The sequence below is a fragment of the Spirosoma oryzicola genome (genome assembly GCF_021233055.1).
Classification (GTDB): Bacteria; Bacteroidota; Bacteroidia; order Cytophagales; family Spirosomataceae; genus Spirosoma; species Spirosoma oryzicola.
In genome coordinates, this window is record NZ_CP089538.1 from 470,244 (window position 1) to 490,451 (window position 20,208).

At 48.9% G+C, this 20,208-nt stretch carries 16 protein-coding genes; 10 read left to right on the plus strand and 6 right to left on the minus strand.

Translation table 11 applies throughout. From position 1 onward, the window contains the following. Positions 1-79: 79 nt before the first annotated feature. Both rsmH and LQ777_RS01935 read right to left on the minus strand, forming a co-directional pair. On the minus strand, positions 80-997 hold the full coding sequence (rsmH, locus tag LQ777_RS01930) for a 16S rRNA (cytosine(1402)-N(4))-methyltransferase RsmH (protein ID WP_232560831.1): 918 nt from the start codon (positions 995-997) through the stop codon (positions 80-82). Between the two features lie 32 nt (positions 998-1,029). After that, a complete protein-coding gene (locus LQ777_RS01935; protein ID WP_232560832.1) occupies positions 1,030-2,130 on the minus strand; it encodes a hypothetical protein in 1,101 nt (366 codons plus the stop codon). A 113-nt stretch (positions 2,131-2,243) separates the two neighbouring features. On the opposite strand from LQ777_RS01935, the gene LQ777_RS01940 reads away from it, so the two are divergent. From LQ777_RS01940 to LQ777_RS01950, 3 genes are all read left to right on the plus strand, one after another. Beyond that, complete coding sequence (locus tag LQ777_RS01940) at positions 2,244-3,497, plus strand: TlpA family protein disulfide reductase (RefSeq protein WP_232560833.1); 1,254 nt, start codon at positions 2,244-2,246, stop codon at positions 3,495-3,497. A gap of 200 nt (positions 3,498-3,697) precedes the next feature. Then, positions 3,698-4,168 (plus strand): MarR family winged helix-turn-helix transcriptional regulator, encoded by a 471-nt coding sequence (locus LQ777_RS01945; protein WP_232560834.1) that lies wholly within the window; start codon positions 3,698-3,700, stop codon positions 4,166-4,168. A 76-nt stretch (positions 4,169-4,244) separates the two neighbouring features. Then, positions 4,245-6,680, plus strand: a complete 2,436-nt coding sequence (locus LQ777_RS01950; protein WP_232560835.1) for a 3-hydroxyacyl-CoA dehydrogenase/enoyl-CoA hydratase family protein — start codon at positions 4,245-4,247, stop codon at positions 6,678-6,680. A 94-nt stretch (positions 6,681-6,774) separates the two neighbouring features. Here LQ777_RS01950 and LQ777_RS01955 read toward each other — a convergent pair whose 3' ends face one another. Next, entirely contained in the window at positions 6,775-7,416 is a 642-nt protein-coding gene (locus tag LQ777_RS01955; RefSeq protein ID WP_232560836.1) for a DedA family protein, read from the minus strand. 80 nt (positions 7,417-7,496) lie between these two features. Continuing rightward, on the minus strand, positions 7,497-9,392 hold the full coding sequence (locus LQ777_RS01960; RefSeq protein WP_232560837.1) for an ABC-F family ATP-binding cassette domain-containing protein: 1,896 nt from the start codon (positions 9,390-9,392) through the stop codon (positions 7,497-7,499). Positions 9,393-9,558: 166 nt separating this feature from the next. Between LQ777_RS01960 and LQ777_RS01965 the strand changes: the two genes are divergently transcribed. The 5 genes from LQ777_RS01965 to LQ777_RS01985 all read left to right on the plus strand — a co-directional run bounded on the left by LQ777_RS01965 (position 9,559) and on the right by LQ777_RS01985 (position 14,489). Next, positions 9,559-10,572 carry a formylglycine-generating enzyme family protein gene (locus tag LQ777_RS01965; RefSeq protein WP_232560838.1) on the plus strand — a complete coding sequence of 338 codons (1,014 nt, stop codon included), beginning with the start codon at positions 9,559-9,561 and terminating at the stop codon, positions 10,570-10,572. A gap of 261 nt (positions 10,573-10,833) precedes the next feature. Beyond that, entirely contained in the window at positions 10,834-11,316 is a 483-nt protein-coding gene (gene folK / locus LQ777_RS01970) for a 2-amino-4-hydroxy-6-hydroxymethyldihydropteridine diphosphokinase (RefSeq protein WP_232560839.1), read from the plus strand. Positions 11,317-11,394: 78 nt separating this feature from the next. Further along, positions 11,395-12,612 (plus strand): pyridoxal phosphate-dependent aminotransferase, encoded by a 1,218-nt coding sequence (locus LQ777_RS01975; protein WP_232560840.1) that lies wholly within the window; start codon positions 11,395-11,397, stop codon positions 12,610-12,612. A gap of 405 nt (positions 12,613-13,017) precedes the next feature. Then, positions 13,018-13,194, plus strand: a complete 177-nt coding sequence (locus LQ777_RS01980) for a hypothetical protein (RefSeq protein WP_232560841.1) — start codon at positions 13,018-13,020, stop codon at positions 13,192-13,194. Between the two features lie 263 nt (positions 13,195-13,457). Then, positions 13,458-14,489 (plus strand): fatty acid desaturase, encoded by a 1,032-nt coding sequence (locus LQ777_RS01985; protein ID WP_232560842.1) that lies wholly within the window; start codon positions 13,458-13,460, stop codon positions 14,487-14,489. An 84-nt stretch (positions 14,490-14,573) separates the two neighbouring features. On the opposite strand, the gene LQ777_RS01990 is transcribed toward LQ777_RS01985, so the two are convergent. Next, positions 14,574-16,679, minus strand: coding sequence for a protein-disulfide reductase DsbD family protein (locus tag LQ777_RS01990; protein WP_232560843.1), 2,106 nt, complete (start codon positions 16,677-16,679; stop codon positions 14,574-14,576). Between the two features lie 129 nt (positions 16,680-16,808). Continuing rightward, the gene (locus tag LQ777_RS01995) at positions 16,809-17,642 is read right to left on the minus strand and encodes a phytanoyl-CoA dioxygenase family protein (RefSeq protein WP_232560844.1); all 834 of its coding nucleotides are present in this window, start codon (positions 17,640-17,642) and stop codon (positions 16,809-16,811) included. Positions 17,643-17,797: 155 nt separating this feature from the next. On the opposite strand from LQ777_RS01995, the gene LQ777_RS02000 reads away from it, so the two are divergent. Next, positions 17,798-18,667 carry a helix-turn-helix domain-containing protein gene (locus tag LQ777_RS02000; RefSeq protein ID WP_232560845.1) on the plus strand — a complete coding sequence of 290 codons (870 nt, stop codon included), beginning with the start codon at positions 17,798-17,800 and terminating at the stop codon, positions 18,665-18,667. A 223-nt stretch (positions 18,668-18,890) separates the two neighbouring features. Then, on the plus strand, positions 18,891-20,180 hold the full coding sequence (locus LQ777_RS02005; protein WP_232560846.1) for a serine hydroxymethyltransferase: 1,290 nt from the start codon (positions 18,891-18,893) through the stop codon (positions 20,178-20,180). Positions 20,181-20,208 lie beyond the last annotated feature (28 nt).

Genomic DNA, 20,208 nt, shown 5'->3' on the forward strand with positions numbered 1-20,208 from the left:
GGGTCGGTTTTGAGAACCGCGCGGGCGGCCCCGCCGACTCCACCCGCCCGACACCACCAATCATACTGACACTCAGAAGTTAATCAACCAATGGTTTCTCGGCAATACGAAGCTTGGCACTACGGGCGCGGGGATTCCGGGCAATTTCGTCGGGTGTCGCTTCGATGGGTTTGCGGGTAACGGATTGGAGTGGTTTCAGGTCGTTGCCAAACAAATCTTTCTCGACCTCGCCCTGAAATTTACCCTTGTTGATAAAGTTCTTGACCAGTCGGTCTTCCAGCGAATGATACGACATCACCACAAGACGCCCGCCCGGCTTTAGTACCTCCGGCACCTGCTCCAGAAATTCTTCCAGGGCCTGTAATTCTTCGTTCACTTCGATGCGAAGCGCCTGAAAAACCTGGGCAAAATATTTATTTTCTTTACCGCGTGGCGCGTATCGTTGCAAGGCGGCTTTCAGATCGTTGACCGTTTTAAGCGGCCGGTTTGAGCGGGCCGACACGATGGCGCTGGCAGCGGTTCGGGCGTTAGTGATTTCGCCGTACATACCCAAAATTCGGTGCAAATCCGCTTCCGAATAGTCATTAATCACCTGCCGGGCTGTGCGGTCGGCCTGTTGGTTCATGCGCATGTCGAGGTCAGCGTCAAAGCGGGTCGAGAAGCCGCGCTCTGGTGTATCGATCTGGTGCGATGAGATACCTAGATCGGCCAGAATACCGTCTACCTGATTCGCTTTATACAAACGCAGGTAGCGTTTCATGTTGCGGAAATTAGCGGCAACGAATGTCAATCGCGGGTCATTGATGGCCTGGGCATTGGCGCGGGCATCGGCATCCTGATCAAAACCGAACAAGCGTCCGCCTTCCAGTTGATGAAGGATTTCGCGGCTGTGCCCGCCCCCGCCAAACGTAATATCGACGTAGGTGCCGCCGGGTTGTAAATTCAAACCGTCGATGCAGGCTTGTAATAAAACAGGTTCGTGGTATGTAGTTGGCATAATTGTTTGATGAACTATATTCATTCCGATCATCATTGAGGTACTCGTTTTCTGGTTAATGACGAGAGCGGCAATGTAGCTCGAAGCATAAGAGCTGGACGAATATGACTATTGGAGCCATCTTCTTTAAAACCAAAAAGTAAACCCGAAAAGATGGGGTATCGTGTCTCAATAGATATCATTTTTCGATAGCTCAAACCAATACTGGTATCTAAGAAACCAAAACCAGTCGAAAACCCAGTATATAACTTACCTTGAATAGCATGTTGTCCAAAGTACTTCCCGGCATAGAACCCAAGCTGAAGTGTCGTTTCGACTCCTACTGAGGAATTCCGGCTAGACCGCCCAAGATCAAGACATAGGAATGTATTATTGAGTCTCCTGGGAAGCAGAACCTGACACATTAATCCATAACCTATTACAGTTCTCTGATCGGTAGGCCACAACGAAGCAAATGTGCCAAGTAAGAAAGTTGCCGTTCCTAATTTTTTCTGCTCTGAGTATATCTTAGAATCTATCTTACAAAACGAAAGGTATTCCTTAAGAAGTTGAAGTATACTTTTCTCTGAGTAAGTAGTATTGTCTATTTTCAGGGTAGGACATTCCTGAAGTAAGGTTCGTAATTGCCTTCTGTATTCATGATCCGTTATATCAAACCTACCCTCTCGCCGATACACCTGGACATGAATATCATTCAATAAGGTCAGCGTGTCGTTTTTACTAATAACAAAACGTACTGATGCATCCTGATCGAAAAATCGATAAAGTTTTACGGATTCACTATCGAGTAATAACTCAGCCAGGCAATAAGTTGAATCTATATGATCGATGATATTTCCTCCAATCGATACAGGAGATGTTGCGTAATAAGGAACTTTTAAATACAAGCTCTCGTACGTGGGACCGCCTTGGATAAAGAGTTTTCGCATACTTCTTAATGAAAAGGAGGTCATCGATCCCACCGTGTCTTCTCCAAATTCTATATTTTTAGGACTTCTGTCCCAATCGTAGAATTTAACAAATCCAGTAATTGTTTTCTCGTTGTCATCTATCAGCGTGGCTGACCGGACTTGATATTGTGCTAATAAAGAAATTGGTAGTAATAGTATGAGGAAAGTAAAAAGTGACCGCATGAACAATAGTGAAGGTGGGTGGAGTTAATTTGTTTATTTACTTACGCATTACAAACTTCAAATTACAGGCGTCTATTCGTAAGCTATTTACAGTACATTAACGAGTGATTTTTATGAAAAGAGTGATTATTTATAGCATCTATTTATTAGCGACCACAGCCTGCTCCGGCCAGTCTTCTTCGTCAACGGTGAAGCCCGGAACGTACCGCGCTGTTCTGAAAACCAAAGGTGGCGACTTACCGTTCGGATTGGACATTCAGCCAACAGCGGGTTCTTCTAAAACGTACACAGTCTTTGCGCTCAACGGTAACGAACGGCTGCCGATGGACCCCGCTACCGTTCAGGGTGACTCCATTCGTATACCGATGGCGTTGTTTGAGTCGGAATTGATTGCAAAGATAGAGGATAATACGCTCCGTGGCGTCTGGCGTCGGCGTCGGACTGCGCAACAGTATCAGACATTACCGTTTGAAGCGCAGCACGGCCAGAATTACCGGTTTGTCAAAGAAGCCAAAGGAACAGCTGCGAATCTGGCTGGTAAATGGGCGACCGACTTTGGCAGCAAAACTGGAAAGGTGGATACCGTAAACGCCGTGGGGGTGTTTAATCAGAAAGGTAATCAGGTAACGGGAACCTTCCTGACACCGACGGGAGACTATCGCTACCTCGATGGCAACGTTGTGGGTGATAGTCTGTTTTTATCCTGCTTCGATGGATCACATTTGTTTCTGTTCAAAGCTAAACATGATCCGGCCACGAAAACGCTCACGGGTGGTTTCTGGGCGGGGGTTTCTGGGTACGAGTCGTGGGTAGCTCGGTTTGATCCCAAAGCCGAATTGCCTGATCCCGCCAAGCTGACTTTCCTGAAACCCGGTTCGAAAACACTAAATGTATCGTTTCCAGAACCAAACGGCAAGGTCGTTTCGCTGGCTGATCCGCGCTTTAAAAACAAAGTGACGATTGTGCAGATTCTAGGCTCCTGGTGCCCAAACTGCATGGACGAAACCAATTTCCTGAGTCCCTGGTACAAGCGCAACAAACAGCGGGGCGTCGAGGTGCTGGGTCTCGCGTTTGAACGGTCGCCTGAAATGACCGAATCGGGTCCAAAAATCGAACGGATGAAGCAGCGGTTCAAGATCGATTATCCGGTTGTATTGGCAGGCACCAACGATAAGGCGCAGGCCTCGAAAGCATTGCCTGATCTGAATGCTGTAGTCGCTTTCCCTACAACCATTATCATCGATAAAAAAGGGCAGGTGCGCTCTATTCATACCGGCTTCTCCGGCCCCGGAACTGGTAAATACTACGATCAATACGTAGACGAATTCAACCGGCTAATCGACAAGCTGCTGGCAGAGAAGATTTAAACGGTCTGGTGTCTTGGCGGGACTTATAGAATCTGATCAATCATGGTTCTGTCGTATTCATCCGTTACCGACAAAGCCAACCTAGAATCAATGTAATCGGTCAAATCATATAAATCCCGGTTGAAACTATTATGCATGCATACTGTTTTCAGAAAAAATAGTAGATTTACATCCATAAATTGGACAGTACGACACCTGCTATGAAGAAAGAGAAAACAGTAGATTTTCACATCAAATGGGCCTGGCATGCCATTTCGCGGATGTACAACGCCCACGCAGGCCGCTTCGACATCACGATGGCGATTGGCTACGTGCTGCTCAACATCGACCTCGATAACGGTACGCCCGCTACCAAAATTGGTCCGTTGCTGGGAATGGAGCCGCGATCGCTGGTGCGGATGCTGAAAAGTCTCGAAGAGCGGGGACTGATTCGCCGGGAGGTAGACGGAAACGACAAACGGTTTGTGCGCATCTACCTGACCGAAGAAGGTAAAGAGAAACGGGAGATGGCTCGTGAAGGCGTTATTCAGTTCAATAACATGATTCGCGAACGAATTCCGCTCGACAAACTGGTCGTTTTCTTCGATGTGATCAAAGAAATCAATCGGATGGTCGAAGATGAAAATGCGAAAATCAAAACCGGCGAACCCGAAGAATTACCCTTAGATTAACCATAAAGCCAGGAACACCGATAAAGTCTACGAATCAACGGGTAGCTTTATCGGTGTCTCTTTTACCACAAACCCCATGGAAGCAACCCTGGAGAAACCCAAACCACAAGTAAAAAATCGGACCATCCGGCGCGTAGCCGTATTAGGTTCGGGGATTATGGGATCGCGGATTGCGGCTCATTTCGCCAATATCGGTGTAGATGTACTGCTGTTGGACATTGTCCCGAAAGAGCCGAACGATGCCGAAAAAGTAAAAGGGCTAACCGTCGATAGTCCAGCCGTCCGTAACCGGATCGTCAACGACGCGTTCCAGACGATGCTAAAAGCAAGTCCCGCTTCGTTGTACGCACCAAAATTTGCCGACCGGGTCAAGCTGGGTAATTTCGATGATAATCTAAAGGATATAGCCACCTACGATTGGGTGATCGAGGTAGTCGTTGAACGGCTCGATGTCAAGCGTTCGGTATACGAGCGCGTCGAGCAGTTCCGCAAACCGGGAACGCTGATCACGTCAAACACGTCGGGTATTCCGATGCACCTGTTGACGGAAGGCCGCAGTGAGGATTTCCGGCGTAACTTCTGCGGAACGCACTTCTTTAATCCGCCCCGCTACCTGCGTTTGCTCGAAATCATTCCCGGTCCCGACACCGACCCGGCGGTTATCGATTTTCTGGTGAACTACGGGGATTTGTACCTCGGTAAAACGACCGTTCTGTGTAAAGATACACCCGGCTTTATTGCCAATCGACTCGGTATTCAATCGTTGATTCAAACCATTCGCGTAGCCGAAGAACTGGGTCTGACGGTCGAGGAAGTCGATAAACTAACCGGACCCGTCGTGGGCCGTCCTAAGTCGGGAACGTTCCGGTTGTCGGATGTGGTCGGTCTGGACACGACGGTCAACGTAGCCAGCAACCTCGTCAGGATGGAGCACGACGAGTCGCGGTCGTCGTTCGAGTTGCCGTCATCGGTGCAGAAACTGATGGAGAACAAGTGGCTGGGCGACAAGACCGGTCAGGGCTATTACAAGAAAACAAAAGACGAGAAAGGGCAGACGCTGATCCTGGCGCTGGACCTGAAAACGTTTGAGTATAAGCCGTCACAAAAAGTAAAATTCGGAACGCTGGAGAGTACCAAAGCGATTGACAACCTGAAAAAACGGTTTCCGGTGCTGATCGCTGGTAAAGACAAGGCAGGTGAGTTTTACCGTCGGACTTTTGCCGATGGGTTCCGTTACGCAACGTATCGCATTCCCGAAATCTCCGATGAACTGTACCGGATCGACGCGGCTATCACGGCTGGTTTTGGCTGGCAGCTGGGGCTGTTTGAAACCTGGGATGCGATTGGCGTCCGCAAAGGTGTCGAACTGATCGAATCATCTGGTCAGAAGCCCGCGCCGTGGGTATACGATATGCTCGACGCTGGTTTTGACAGTTTCTATAAGCTGGAAAACGGCAAGCGGAAATACTATGATATTCCAACGAAGAGCTACAAAGTAATTCCAGGTACGGAGGCATTTACCATTCTGGAAAACTTGAGTAACAACATCGTCTGGAAAAATTCCGGTGCTAACGTTGTCGATCTGGGCGACGGCATTCTGAACGTAGAGTTCCGCAGCAAAATGAACACCTTCGGTCAGGAAGTGTCGGAAGCGTTATTAAAAGGAATTTCGCTGGCCGAGAAAGATTTTCGGGGGCTGGTTGTCGGGAACGATTCGACCGACGCGTTTTCTGCCGGGGCCAACCTCGGAACGCTGTTTATGTATGCCGTTGAGCAGGAGTTCGACGAAGTAAACCTGATGATTGCGCAGTTTCAGAAGTTGATCACGCGGTTACGCTATTCATCGATACCCGTTATTGTGGCTCCGCATACGCTTACGCTGGGGGGCGGCTGCGAAGCGGTGCTGCATGCCGACCGGGCGGTTGCCCATGCCGAAAGCTACATTGGGCTGGTCGAAGTGGGTGTCGGGTTGATTCCCGCCGGTGGTGGTACGAAAGAAATGGCGGCTCGCGCGTCGGATCTCTACCAAACTGGCGATCCCGAATTGAACATTCTGCAAAATGTGTTCATGAACATCGCCACGGCGAAAGTGTCAACCTCAGCGCAGGAAGCCCGCGACATGAACTACCTCCGCTCGACGGATCAGATCGTTCTAAACCGCAGTCGGCTACTGGCCGAAGCCAAGCAGGCGGCTATCGAACTGGCAGAGAACGGATACACCCAGCCAAAACCGCGTATGGACATCAAAGTACAGGGAAAAACCGGTATTGCCTTGTTTAAAGCGGGTATCACGGCTATGCACATGGGCCGCTACATTTCGGACCACGACCGTAAGATCGTTGACAAGCTGGCGTACGTAATCTGTGGTGGTGATTTAAGCGTTCCGCAAAACGTATCGGAGCAGTACTTACTCGATCTGGAGCGGGAAGCCTTCCTGTCGCTATCGGGCGAAAAGAAAACGCTGGAACGTATTCAAAGCCTGCTGACGGGCGGTAAGCCGCTGCGGAATTAGAAAATCTGATTAGTAAACCGGTTGATTGAATGGGGGCATACGCCATATCTTGGAGATATGGCGTATGCCCCCATTCAATCAACCGGTTTGGCTGTTACACCTTCTCCGTTCGTCGTTCTTTGCGGGCGTTCAGATATCCTTTAACCACCGTAAATGTTGTGACTGCCAGGAAGAAAATAATAATCCAGTGCACATAGTTAATGATCCACGGAAAGCGCTCTCCGAAGTAAAACCCACCCCCGACGAGCGTTAAGACCCAAATCGCTCCGCCGACAATATTATACAGCATAAAGAAGCGGCTCGGCATGTGAATCAGTCCGGCCAGGATAGGAGCGAAGGTCCGTACGACCGGCAGAAAACGGGAAATAATCAGGGCGCCGTTTCCGTAACGAACAAACGCATCCCGTGTGTCGTCAATGTATTTCTGCTTGAAAAACAGGGAGTCAGGGCGGTTCTTAATGCGGGCACCGAAGTAATAACCCGTCAAATAACCCGTCAGCGAACCTAACACGGCTGCTCCGAAAATGCAGCTCAATAGCAGCCAGAGCGGTACGTTCAAAATCTTTGTCCCTGCAAACACGCCTGACAAAAACAGCAGGTAATCGCCCGGCAGGAAAAACCCGAAGATGATTCCGTTCTCGACGAAAATAATAAGCGTGATCAGGACTAAACCACCCGTTCGGATAATCTCTTCCGAATTTAACAGGTACTGAAAAAAGTCGACAATCTGGTGCATACGTAAAGAGTGAAAGAGTCAATGAGTGAAAGAGTGAAGTACTGGCGGTTGCTTCGTTCACCCATTCGCTCATTCACGCTCTAAATATATTCCGCCAGCTCCAGCCAACGGTCTGATTTTGTAGCAATACTTTGATCAATCTCTTCGATTTCTCGCGACCACGCCGTTAACTGTTCGTGGTGGCCGCCCGTATTCAGTAGACCAATTACCTCGGTTTTCCGTTGCTCCAGCGACTCGATTTCTTTTTCGAGTGTTTCGTACTCACGAATTTCCTTGAACGACAATTTCTTTTTGGCCGTCGTAGTGCTAACCGCCGTCGCCGGTGAAACTACCTCGCTGGCGGTTTGGTTCTTAGCCGTGGGCTGCACTGACTTATCGACTTGCGGTACGTTCTTGGGCTGCGAGTCGCGCCATTCGCGGTAATCCGTGTAATTACCCGGATAGTCGCGAACTTTACCGGCACCCTCCAATACAAAAACGTGCTCAACGAGCCGATCCATAAAGTAACGGTCGTGGGTAACGATCAGAACACAACCGGAGAAACTAAGCAAAAAGTCTTCCAGTACGTTGAGCGTCGTGATGTCCAGGTCGTTCGTTGGCTCATCGAGAATCAAGAAGTTCGGATTCTGCACCAACACCAGTAGCAACTGCAACCGCCGTTTTTCGCCACCGCTTAGCTTCGCCACGTAATCGTACTGCTTCGCGCGGTCGAACAGGAACCGGCTTAGCAACTGACTAGCCGAAACGGTGTCGCCATTGGCTAGTTTCATCACCTCGGCAACATCCTGTACAACATCGATAACGCGTTGATTTTCGGGAATGTCTAGTTCACTCTGTGTGTAATACCCAAACTTAACTGTGCCGCCCGTTGTGATCTTTCCCGAATCGGGCCGCAACTGACCCGTCAGCATATTCATCAGTGTGGTTTTACCCATGCCGTTTTTGCCGATCAGCCCGACGCGGTCGAACCGTTTGAACGTGTACGTAAAATGATCGAGCAGGACTTTTTCATCGAATCGTTTGCTTAGATTTTCGACTTCCAGAATCTTGGTGCCAAGCCGGGCGGTACGCAGGTTTAAATCCAGATCGCCGTCGCTGCGACGACCGCTTGTTTTTTCTTTCAGGTCCTCAAACGCGTCGATCCGGTACTGGGCTTTGGTACCCCGCGCTTTGGGCTGCCGACGCATCCACTCCAGTTCGCGCCGGAAGGTGTTTCGGTCTTTCGCCAGTTCCGACGCTGCGGCTTGTTCGCGCTCGTCTTTCTTTTCCAGAAAATACGCGTAGTTGCCTTTGTAGGTGTATAGCTGGCCATTGTCGAGTTCCGCGATCTGATTGCAGACCCGATCCAGGAAATAACGGTCGTGGGAGACCATCAGCAACGTACCGTTGTTCGTGTTGAGGAAGTTTTCGAGGTATTCAATCGCTTCCAGGTCGAGGTGGTTGGTTGGCTCGTCCAGAATAAGCAAATCAGGGTTCTGGATCAGTACCCGTGCCAGCGCAACCCGCTTGCGTTGCCCACCCGACAGCGACCCTACCGGCTGTTCGACATTCTGAATGCCCAACTCCCCGAGGATTTGCCGAATCTGGGACTCGTAATCCCAGGCTTCTAGCTTTTCCATGTCCGACATAGCTTGTTCGAGCGCTGCGTGATCGTCGTTGGCCAACGCATGTTCGTAGGCACGTACCGCATCGAGTTGGGCGCTATCGCCCGCCAGTACGACATTCATCACAGTCAGGGCATCGTTGAGGTCGGGTTGTTGATCGAGGTAGCCGATACTAATATCTTTCCGGTGGCTAACAATACCGGCGTCGGGGGGCGCTGCTCCGGCTAGGATGGAAAGCAGTGTTGTTTTGCCCGAGCCGTTGGCCCCGACGATAGCCACCTTATCGCCCCGATTGACGCCAAACGTCAGATTTTGGAACAGCATCCGGTCGCCGTATGACTTCGTTAAATTTTCCGCTGAAAGGTAATTCATTAGCTAATTTTGAATCAATTTGATGGTCCAGGGGAATCGTTCTGCTTCGTTGCTTGCGGGTACATTCGGTCAACTGGACTTCTCTCTGGTTACAAAGGTACAATAAAGAAAATCGTTCGTATTTTTACGGACCAACATGATCCTTGCCTTTTCCTTATAACCAACAATGTTTCTGAAATATCTCAGTGTAGCGAGTATAGTTGCCCTAAGTTCAGTCGTGAGCGTGAATGCCCAAACGACGACTAGTTTTACTTCCTACACGCAGGTTATTCCCGGTAGTAACCAGACGTATGCAATGGCTGCTATCCCAGGCGGTAAGTACCTGATGGGTAGCACTCCCTCTGAAAAAGGACACAAACCCGATGAAAGTCCGCAGCATGGTGTAACAATCGAGCCATTCTACATGGGGAAATACGAGGTAACGTGGGATCTTTATGACCTGTTCGCCTTTACCAATATGGAAAAGGAAATGGCCGCGAAATATACCGACACCGACGCCAAGCTGTCTAAAACGGACGCTACCACCCGGCCTAGTCCGCCGTATGTCGATATGTCGTTCGGTATGGGTCGGGCAGGTTATCCAGCAATCAACATGACCCAGTACGCGGCCATCAAATTCTGCGCCTGGCTGTACGCTAAAACGGGGGTGTTTTACCGGTTGCCGACCGAAGCTGAATGGGAATACGCTTGCCGGGGCAACGACAAAAATGCGACGCTGGCTTATTCTTTCGGTAACGATGTGAAAAAACTGGGCGAATACGCGGTGTTCAAGGGAAACAGCGATGGTGGTTATAAAAAGGTCGGGACGAAGAAACCAAATTCGTTCGGTCTCTACGATATACACGGTAACGTCATGGAGTGGACCAAGGATCAGTACATCGAGGATTATTACAAACAGGTAGCCAGTGGAAAGGTCAAGGAGTCATATGCACCAACGACTACACTGTATCCGAACTCGGTACGGGGTGGCTCCTGGGATGATGATCCGACGGTCCTACGCTCAGCGGCTCGTACGCCTTCGGCTCCAGCCTGGAAAGTACTCGATCCGCAAAGTCCTAAGTCAGACTGGTGGCTTACGTCGGCTTCGTTCGTTGGCTTTCGGATCGTACGGCCCGCCAAAACCCCTAGTCAGGAAGAGATTGACGCCTACTACGGCATCAAACCAATCAAAGATTATTGATTTCGTAGTAAGTGTCAATTTTTAGTTGAAGTTGGGTTCCCAAACCCGTATTATGTGGAATTCGTAAAACACATGATGTAGTGTTGAGTGAGTGGTGTCGGCGAGCCCGTGGTGTCGGTTTCTCAAAACCGACCTTTGGCGTCAGCAATTCGTGTCAGTTTTAAGAAACCGACACCACGGGCCCAGACCCTATCACGCGTTTTCATGAATTTCGGACAATACTAGTTTTCTAACCTGACAGTAAACCAGCAACTTCACGCCTTGGAAACATTCCTTCTTTTAGGGGCCAATCTTGGCGACCGGGTCACAACCATGAGCCGGGCTGTCGAACTGATTGCCCAACAGGTTGGGAAGATCATTCGACAGTCGAGTTTGTACGAAACGGCTCCCTGGGGCGTTACTGAGCAACCGTCGTATCTGAATCAGGTATTGCTTGTCGAGACAGCCCTGGCTCCGCAGCCGCTACTTGAACACACCCAGGCTATTGAGTACGAGTTGGGGCGTGTTCGGCTTGATAAGTGGGGGGCTCGCCTGATCGACATTGATATTCTGTACTACGAGCAGCAAGCGATAAGGACAGAAACACTTAGTATTCCACACCCTTATCTGCATCTTCGCCGGTTCACGCTGATGCCATTGACGGAGATCGCGCCCCACTACAGACATCCTGTTTTGCAGAAAACAACCCAAGAATTGCTTAATGAATGCCCGGATACCAGCGATGTTGCGATTTTTAATTTCTGAAAAATATCGTCGCTACGCTGAAAAGATAGTACCTTTGTAGTCAGTTTGTTATAATTTTCTCAAAAAGAAACACCGATTATGTCTGCCACGCTTGACACCGTGAGTTTGTTAGCCGACCGCATCAACGCGCTGGAGGAGTCGTCCACGCTGGCGATGACCAAGAAAGCTCGTGAATTGGCCGCTCAGGGCCACAAAGTAATCAGCCTGAGCGTCGGAGAGCCGGATTTTAAAACTCCTCAACACATCTGTGAGGCCGCCAAAAAAGCCATCGACGACGGCTTTCATGGCTACTCGCCAGTTGCGGGGTATCCAGATCTTCGCAAAGCGATTGCTGATAAGTTCAAGCGCGATAACAACATCGACTGGAAACCCGAGAATATCGTTGTTTCGACCGGGGCTAAACACTCGCTGGCTAACGTTATTCAGGTTCTGATCAATCCGGGTGATGAAGTGGTCATTTTCTCACCTTACTGGGTTAGCTATTCCGAGATGGTGAAGCTAGCCGAGGGGAAAGCGGTTGTCGTTGACGGATCGTTCGAGAATAATTTCAAAGTAACGCCCGAGCAATTTGAAGCGGCTATCACCGACCGTACGAAGATTGTGATGTACGCGTCGCCGAACAATCCAACCGGTTCTATCTACTCGGAAGCGGAGCTTCGTGCCATTGCCGACGTGGTTGCCCGTCACGAAAATGTGTACGTGCTGGCGGATGAAATTTACGAATACATCAACTTTACGCCGGAAGGACATTTCAGCATCGGGTCTATTCCCGAAATTGCAGAGCGCGTGATCACCGTAAATGGTGTTGCCAAAGGATTTGCAATGACTGGCTGGCGGATTGGTTACATCGGTGCGGCAAAATGGATCGCTGAAGGTGTAGAAAAGTTGCAGGGTCAGGTAACGTCGGGTACTAACTCGATTGCGCAAAAAGCGACCGTTGCGGCCTTAACGGGACCGTTAGAGCCTTCAATGGAAATGACCAAAGCATACCATCGTCGCCGTGATCTGGTCGTTAAATTATTGAAAGAAGTGCCTGGCTTCCGTACGAATGTTCCAGAAGGAGCTTTTTACGCCTTCCCGGATATCAGCTCGTACTACGGCAAATCAGACGGTACGACGACAATTGAAAATTCGGACGATTTTGCCGCTTGGTTATTAAATACAGCGTACGTAGCAACGGTTGCCGGATCAGGGTTCGGTGCTCCCAATTGCCTGCGGATTTCGACAGCTGCCGCTGATGAATCGCTTGTTGAAGCTGTTGAGCGCATCAAAGAAGCTGTATCAAAATTGAAGTAATCAGACCAAACTCTGGATATAGTACAATAGCACAGACCTAGTTTGTGCTATTTTTCTTGTAGTTAAGTAATTAGATCATCCTTGTATGTAAACAAATTAGTAATTTTTAACGTTATTTTAATAAAAAAGTAGTTTTATACTTTTGAATCAGGTAACTACTATTGCTATTTAATTTTAGTCTTTATATCTTGTCAATCAATTAGTTATACGTATTCTAACACTAGGGCTGTTCTGCTCGTTTCCTTACTATTTACTCTTTCAACGAACCTTTTCGGAAAGGGCTTGTTTTTGCATTTATAATAGTTTAACTTTGATTATGCTTGGAATGGGATAAAGATAACGATCAACTTCTTTTTACTGTAGAGAAAAGGTGTTAACTTAATCTTATAAATTACTAACCGACCGATGAGAAATTTCCGCTTGTATATGCTCTTTCAATGGGTCTTTTTCCTGCCCATTATTTTACCGCTTTGCATCATTTTTGGTGCGTTACGGGGCGCAGCACAAATGGCTGAGCGCGTAATCGAACAGATAAAGGCGGATATCTTACCACAAAACGAAACACAACCATCGATGGATTGATGGAATATATCTACGTTTGATACGCCCATTAGACTAGCAGACATAATTTAAAGACTTGCTACATTGACAGTGATCTGTTCGGAACCTAACTGCGAAGTGCTAGTTTACAACCATCATGCAGCGGTTAGTTGTACGCGTTACGATTCAGAAAAAATCTACTATAAAGACTATATAAATACAAGGGCATAGGTAGCCAATACAATCGGAAAAGTTATTAAATTTACCGTTCGTTTTTCACCGAATTGTACCGGCAACACTTACTTATGGCAACGTTCACCAATTTTGTCAACTCGAATACCACCGAACCCCACCGCATTCGCACTCGGCAGATCTTAAAATCTCATCCAGAAGTTAAGAAGCTTATCGGCCAAAAGAATCCAACAACGTTTTGGATCATTCTGGGTTGCGTTACCCTGATGACAGGTATCGCTTATCTGGTTCGTGACCAATCGTGGTGGGTCGTTGTCGCGGCTGCCTGGTTTATCGGCGCTTTCCCGGCGCATACGCTGTTTGTCTGCATTCACGAAGCTGCGCACAACCTGATTTTTCGTAAGCCTGCTGCCAATATGTGGGCGGCCATTTTTGCCAATCTGCCAACGGTATTCCCAACAGCGCTATCCTTTAAAAACTTTCACATCAAACACCATGCATTCCAAGGCGTGCACGAGCTAGATGCTGACTTACCCGACTGGTATGAAGCCAAGCTTATCAACAACTACGCAATTGGTAAGGCGCTTTGGCTGCTTTTCTTCCCTATCTTTCAGGGTATCCGGACGATTCGTTGCCGCGAACTGGCTGTGATTGACAAATGGGTAGCCACGAATATGATTGTTCAGGTTGCGTTCGATGTGCTGATCGTTGCCTTGTTTGGCTGGAAAGCTTTAATCTTCTTGGTGTTGTGCTTGTTCTTCTCGGTTGGGCTTCATCCGCTGGGCGCTCGCTGGATTCAGGAACATTACCTAACCCTCGACCCGGAGCAAGAGACTTATAGCTACTACGGTCAGTTGAACGGCGTAAACCTGAATGTAGGTTTTCACAACGAACACCACGATTTTCCATCAATTCCTTGGAACAAGCTGCCTGATCTCAAGAAATCGGCACCTGAGTATTATGATACGTTGAAATACCATACGTCGTACGTTCGGTTGTTTTTCCGCTTCTTATTCGATCAGGAGATTTCGCTGTACTCGCGCATTGTTCGCAAAGAACGTGGTCGGGTAACCATCGCTGATCAATCAAAACCGGATATCGAGTTTATCCAGGCTAACGAGGCTCCTGCCAAGGTTACGGCCTAAGCAAAAGTCAAAAGTCGCCATATTCTACAAACGAAAGCCCCGCCAACACTGGCGGGGCTTTCGTTTGTAGTTCAAAGTCAGTTCTTAAAACTTATTCTTACCTGATTCAAGGAAAGCAACGAAGTTCTCAACGCTTCGATCGTAGTTTTTGGGAGCTACCAGCAGCTCGCCGTTGCTGTTGACAAGGCAATAGTGCGGCTGAGCATTGTTGTTGTATTTCGTGATTTGTAAATCGGCGTTCTGGGCACCAATCGTTTTCTTAACCTTCTGGTCATACGTAGAGGTATACCATTCCGATTCGGGTAGTTCGGTCTTATCGTCGACGTAGAGGGCAATTAACACGAAATCATTTTGCAGCCGTGACTTTACGGCGGGGTCCGACCAAACGCGGGCTTCCATCTCGCGGCAGTTCACGCAACCGTGACCAGTAAAGTCAATAAAGACGGGCTTGTTTACTTTTTTCGCGTATGCCAGTCCCTGCTTGTAGTCGAAGAAACCTTGCAGGCCACGGGGCAGATCGAAAAGATTAGCGTATTTGATTGGTTCCGCTATAGAGTTACCTGCTGGTTGCTGACTACCTATAGCCGCTGGCTGGTTCATGTTGAAATCCTGTGACGTTTCAGGCGGTAAATAGCCCGACAGAGCTTTCAACGGCGCTCCCCATAAGCCGGGAATCATGTAGGTCACGAATGAGAACGTAGCTATGGCCAATAACAGCTTCTGAACGCTCACATACTTGGTTTCGCTATCGTGCGGCAACCGAATTTTTCCTAGAAAGTAAAAGCCGAGCAGGGCGAAAATAACAATCCACAGCGAGAGGAATACTTCGCGGTCCAGCAGATGCCAGTGGTATACCTGATCAGCAACGCTCAGGAATTTCAGGGCCAACGCCAGTTCCAGAAAGCCGAGGACAACTTTTACCGAGTTGAGCCATCCGCCGGAACGGGGTAGATTTTTAAGCCATTGCGGAAAAGCCGCGAACAAAGTAAACGGTACGGCAAAAGCAGACGAGAAAGCAGCCATACCCAGAATTGGTTTCACGACTTCACCACCCGCCGAGGCTACCAGCAAGCTACCAACGATAGGGCCTGTGCAGGAGAAGGAAACAAGAACCAGCGTGAAGGCCATGAAAAAAATACCGAGGATACCGCCTTTTTCGGAACGGGAATCTGCCTGGTTAATCAGCGAGTTCGGCAGTACGATCTCGAACAAGCCCAGAAACGATAAACCAAAAACAAAAAATATGGCGAAGAATAGGATATTGGGTATCCAGTGTGTACTGACAAAATTTGCAAAAGCTGGGCCGTTGATTCGCGAAACGACCGTGCCTACCAGCACATAAATACCAATGATAAAGGCTCCGTATAACAAGGCTTTCCACTGCCCACCCTGCTGATTCGTGAAAAAGCTAACCGTTGCGGGAATGATTGGGAAAACGCAGGGCGTAAGCAGCGCAACCAATCCGGACAAGAAAGCGGCCAGCATAAAGCCCCATAACGATCCCCCCGACGTTGTGGCTGATTCGTTCATGGACTGAACGGGCTGTTTCAATACCTCTTTGACGATGGGTGTCGTTGATGCCGTTGCGTCAGCCGTGTCTGGCAAAACGGGTGCAGTAGCCGCTACCGCCGTATCAGACGCCGAGGACGTAACCGCCGTGGTCGCTTTCGAAGTAGACGCTACAGTTGCTGTAGTAGCCGCTGGCGTGGTCGCTTGTTCCGAAGCTTTAATTGCTGCCGAAAATTCAATTTCGGTGGGGGGGAGGCATACACCGTCTTTGTCCGAACAAACCTGGTATTCGGCCGTTCCCGAGAAAGTGGCCGTTGGCTTCAGAACTTTAACTTTCTGAATAAAGACTGCCTTATTCTTGAACTGACGAACTTTGGCTCCCCACACTTCTTCGAAAATTTCTTCGACGCCGACAGGGGTCGTTTTGCCGACGAGCGCGAACGCGTCCGAGTTGGCAAATTTGAACGATGTTGGAACGGGGCCAACATTCGGGTCAAGATCGTTTGAGTACATGTGCCAGCCGTCGCCAATGCTGACCTGAATCTTGATGCTGACTACATCGCCCACTTTAGCCGGCTGCTTATCGACCTGGGCCGACCAATTGGTAGGGTCTTTACGAATCTGCGCTGTTGTTGCAAGACTAATAAGTAGCCCCACAAAAAGTGCGAAAAATGATTTCATACCGCCTTGGGTAAGTAATGGTTTGCAGGTGTAACAGAAATACTGCAAAAATACTTCCATAAAACGGCAATAGTCGTTAGTTAATAGCGGTAAATCATCACAGATAGCTCCCTAGCCGCTATGGATTAGCTAATAACTGAACAATACGGGATTCAAATCCGACTGGGGGTGGCTGCCAATGGGCGCGTTATTTAGCCATTTCGTAAGATCAGCAACCTGAAACTCGTTGCGAGGTTGACTAATGATCTGCTCCTTGTCCATGTAAATCATGGTCATAACCTTACGCGGTTGAGTTGACGTATTGGGGCCAGCGCGGTGAAATGTCCAACCCGCATGGTAGCTGACTTCACCCAGATCGAACGGCGTGTCATGAACGGTAAACTTCTGTTTTTGTAGTTCATCCGCCAGAATATTCTCGCTTTCGTCGCTAATTTCCAGATCGCGGCCAATCTCAACGTGTTGACTACCTTCGGCAAAAGCCAATGGTCCCATTTGCATGGGCGTTTCCTGGAGAGGAATCCAGACCGTAACTGTGTTTGGTGACGCCAGCGGCCAGTAAAACTGGTCGGCATGCCAGGGTGTAATTCCTCCCGACGGTTCCTTATAAAGCGCCTGATCGTGGTAAAGCCGAACACCCTGAACGCCCATCAGATCAGCCGCAATTTTGGCTAGTCGTTTAGAAAAAACAAACGCTTTGGCCTGTTCGTCCTCCCGCCAGAGATTCATAATTTGGAGAAATGCCCGTTCGTAGGTGCTCCGTTCCTCCATCGGTTTACTAAGTGTATTGAGCCGAAAGACTAACTCCGTAATAATGTTGTCGTAGTAGTCGAGAAGGGTGGGACTCAGTACGTGTTTTAGTTTGACATACCCGCGCTGTCGGTAAAAATCGATAGCTGCTGGGTCAAGCGTGTAAGGCGCATCTAACTCATCGAGTAGCGATTCTTTAGAGCGGGTAGCCTCCATACAGTTCTATGATTTAATGGGTTTAGGAACAGCCGAATGCTTAACAAAGTTAATTTGCTACTTCATTGCAAGTAAAGCCAGTATTTTCAGATTTATGTCTAATTTTGATCATTGATGTAAAGTGATTTGCATAATTAGGTTAAGATAGCGTATAGATGAAGGCATTGTTTGAGAAGGTACCTTTTGCTGGTCAAAGCTCGCTGCTGGTCCGTCGATTTAAGATGCCTTACTTCGATGCTCCCTGGCATTATCACCCGGAATACGAACTAACGTACATCGTAGAAGGATACGGGCGTCGCTTTGTGGGCGATCATATTGAGCCATTTACTGCCGGAGACCTGGTATTGATTGGTCCTGACTTACCTCATTTCTGGCGCAGTGACGAAGATTTTTACCAGCCTGGATCAACGCAAGAGGTGGAATCAATTGTTATCCAGTTTCCAAGTGAGTTTTCGCAACAGGGTTTAACAACTTTACCAGAAGCCAGCGCAATACAGCGATTGCTGGAGCGTTCGCGTTACGGGCTACGCTTTAGTCCAGCCGCTGGCCTGGCGGTTCGAACGCAGCTAAATCAACTGCCCGAACGAACAGGGTTTCTGCAACTGCTCGGTTTGCTGGAAATTTTGGATGAACTAGCCGCTGATTCAGAGGCCGCACTTCTGGCCAGCGATGGCTACCAACTCGCTCCCGGTGCTGCTGAAACCGAGCGAATGAAGCGTGTACTCGATTTCATGCTAACAAATTTTCGGGAAGAGATACGGGTTGAGCAAATTGCCTCCGTAGCGGGCATGGCACCAGCCGCTTTCTGTCGTTACTTTAAAAAACGGACCCGAAAATCGTTTGTCGAGTACTTAAACGAGTTACGGATCGGTCACGCTCGTAAACTACTCACTCAGGTCGATATCAGCATTGGGCAAGTGGGCCTTGAATGTGGATTTAACAACAGTTCACATTTTCATCGGCAGTTTAAGCTACATACCGGTATGACTCCACTACACTACCAAACGGTGCAAAAAGCAAAATAATCTGGTGAATTCGGACGCTTGTCGCATATGCCGTGCATAGGATTGAATAAAGATTGCTTTCGGTCTGTAATTCCGCTAAATTCGAAGGACTGATCTTGAGGAGATCCTGCTTATTCTACCGTTTTCCGCTGTACCTTTGTGTCTAATTGCTTGTTTGGTTGTTCACTAGTATCTTTTTTTTCAACCAGACGTTGACTAATCGAATGCACAAAACGCTCGAAGCATGACTACCGTCACCACCACCCGCGATACGCAGGTATTTGACCTGATTGCCAAAGAACAACACCGGCAGGAGTCGGGTATTGAACTGATTGCATCTGAAAATTTTGTTTCACCCGCCGTTATGGAAGCGGCTGGAAGCGTACTGACTAACAAGTATGCGGAAGGACTGCCCGGCAAGCGGTATTATGGTGGCTGTGAGGTAGTCGACCAGATTGAGCAGATTGCCATTGATCGTGCCAAAGAACTTTTCGGGGCTACGTGGGTCAATGTACAGCCGCATTCCGGAGCGCAGGCTAACACAGCTGTCTTCCTGGCTGCGCTGAAACCCGGCGATACCATCCTGGGCTTTGATTTGTCGCACGGTGGTCACCTGACGCACGGTTCGCCGGTCAACATTTCGGGTAAATATTTCCGGCCTACATTCTATGGCGTGGAAAAAGAAACGGGTGTTATCAACTACGACATCGTAGAAGAAACGGCCAAGCGCGAAATGCCGAAAATGCTGATCTGTGGCGCGTCAGCCTACAGCCGCGACTGGGATTATGCTCGGTTACGGGCCATTGCCGATGAAGTCGGAGCGTTACTGCTGGCCGACGTATCGCACCCGGCGGGTCTGATCGCCAAAGGATTACTGAATGACCCCCTAGCGCATGCACACATCGTCACGACCACCACGCACAAAACACTGCGCGGTACACGGGGCGGTATGATCATGATGCGGAACGACTTCGAAAATCCGTTTGGTATCAAAACCCCGAAAGGTGAATTGCGGCTGATGTCGTCGCTGCTCGATTCGGGTGTGTTCCCCGGAACGCAGGGCGGACCGCTTGAGCACATCATCGCGGCTAAAGCGATTGCCTTCGGCGAAGCGCTGACCGACGATTTCTACGATTACGCCGTACAGGTAAAAGCCAATGCGCAAGCTATGGCCAACGCTTTCTTGAGCCGGGGTTACGAGATCATTTCGGGTGGAACAGACAACCATCTGATGCTGATCGACCTGCGCTCGAAAGGCTTGACCGGTAAACTGGCCGAGAACACGTTGATCAAAGCCGACATCACGATCAATAAAAACATGGTTCCGTTCGATGATAAGTCGCCAATGATCACGTCGGGTATCCGCGTGGGTACAGCGGCCATGACGACCCGTGGTTTAAAGGAATCGGACATGGAGCAAATTGTCGTATATATCGATAAGGTGTTGATGAACCACGACGACGAAGCAACTTTAGCGACCGTTAAAGAAGAAATCAATGAGTGGATGAAAGCATTTCCACTCTATAAAAGTTAATCGTGAGTGAGCGAATGAGTGGGTTAGG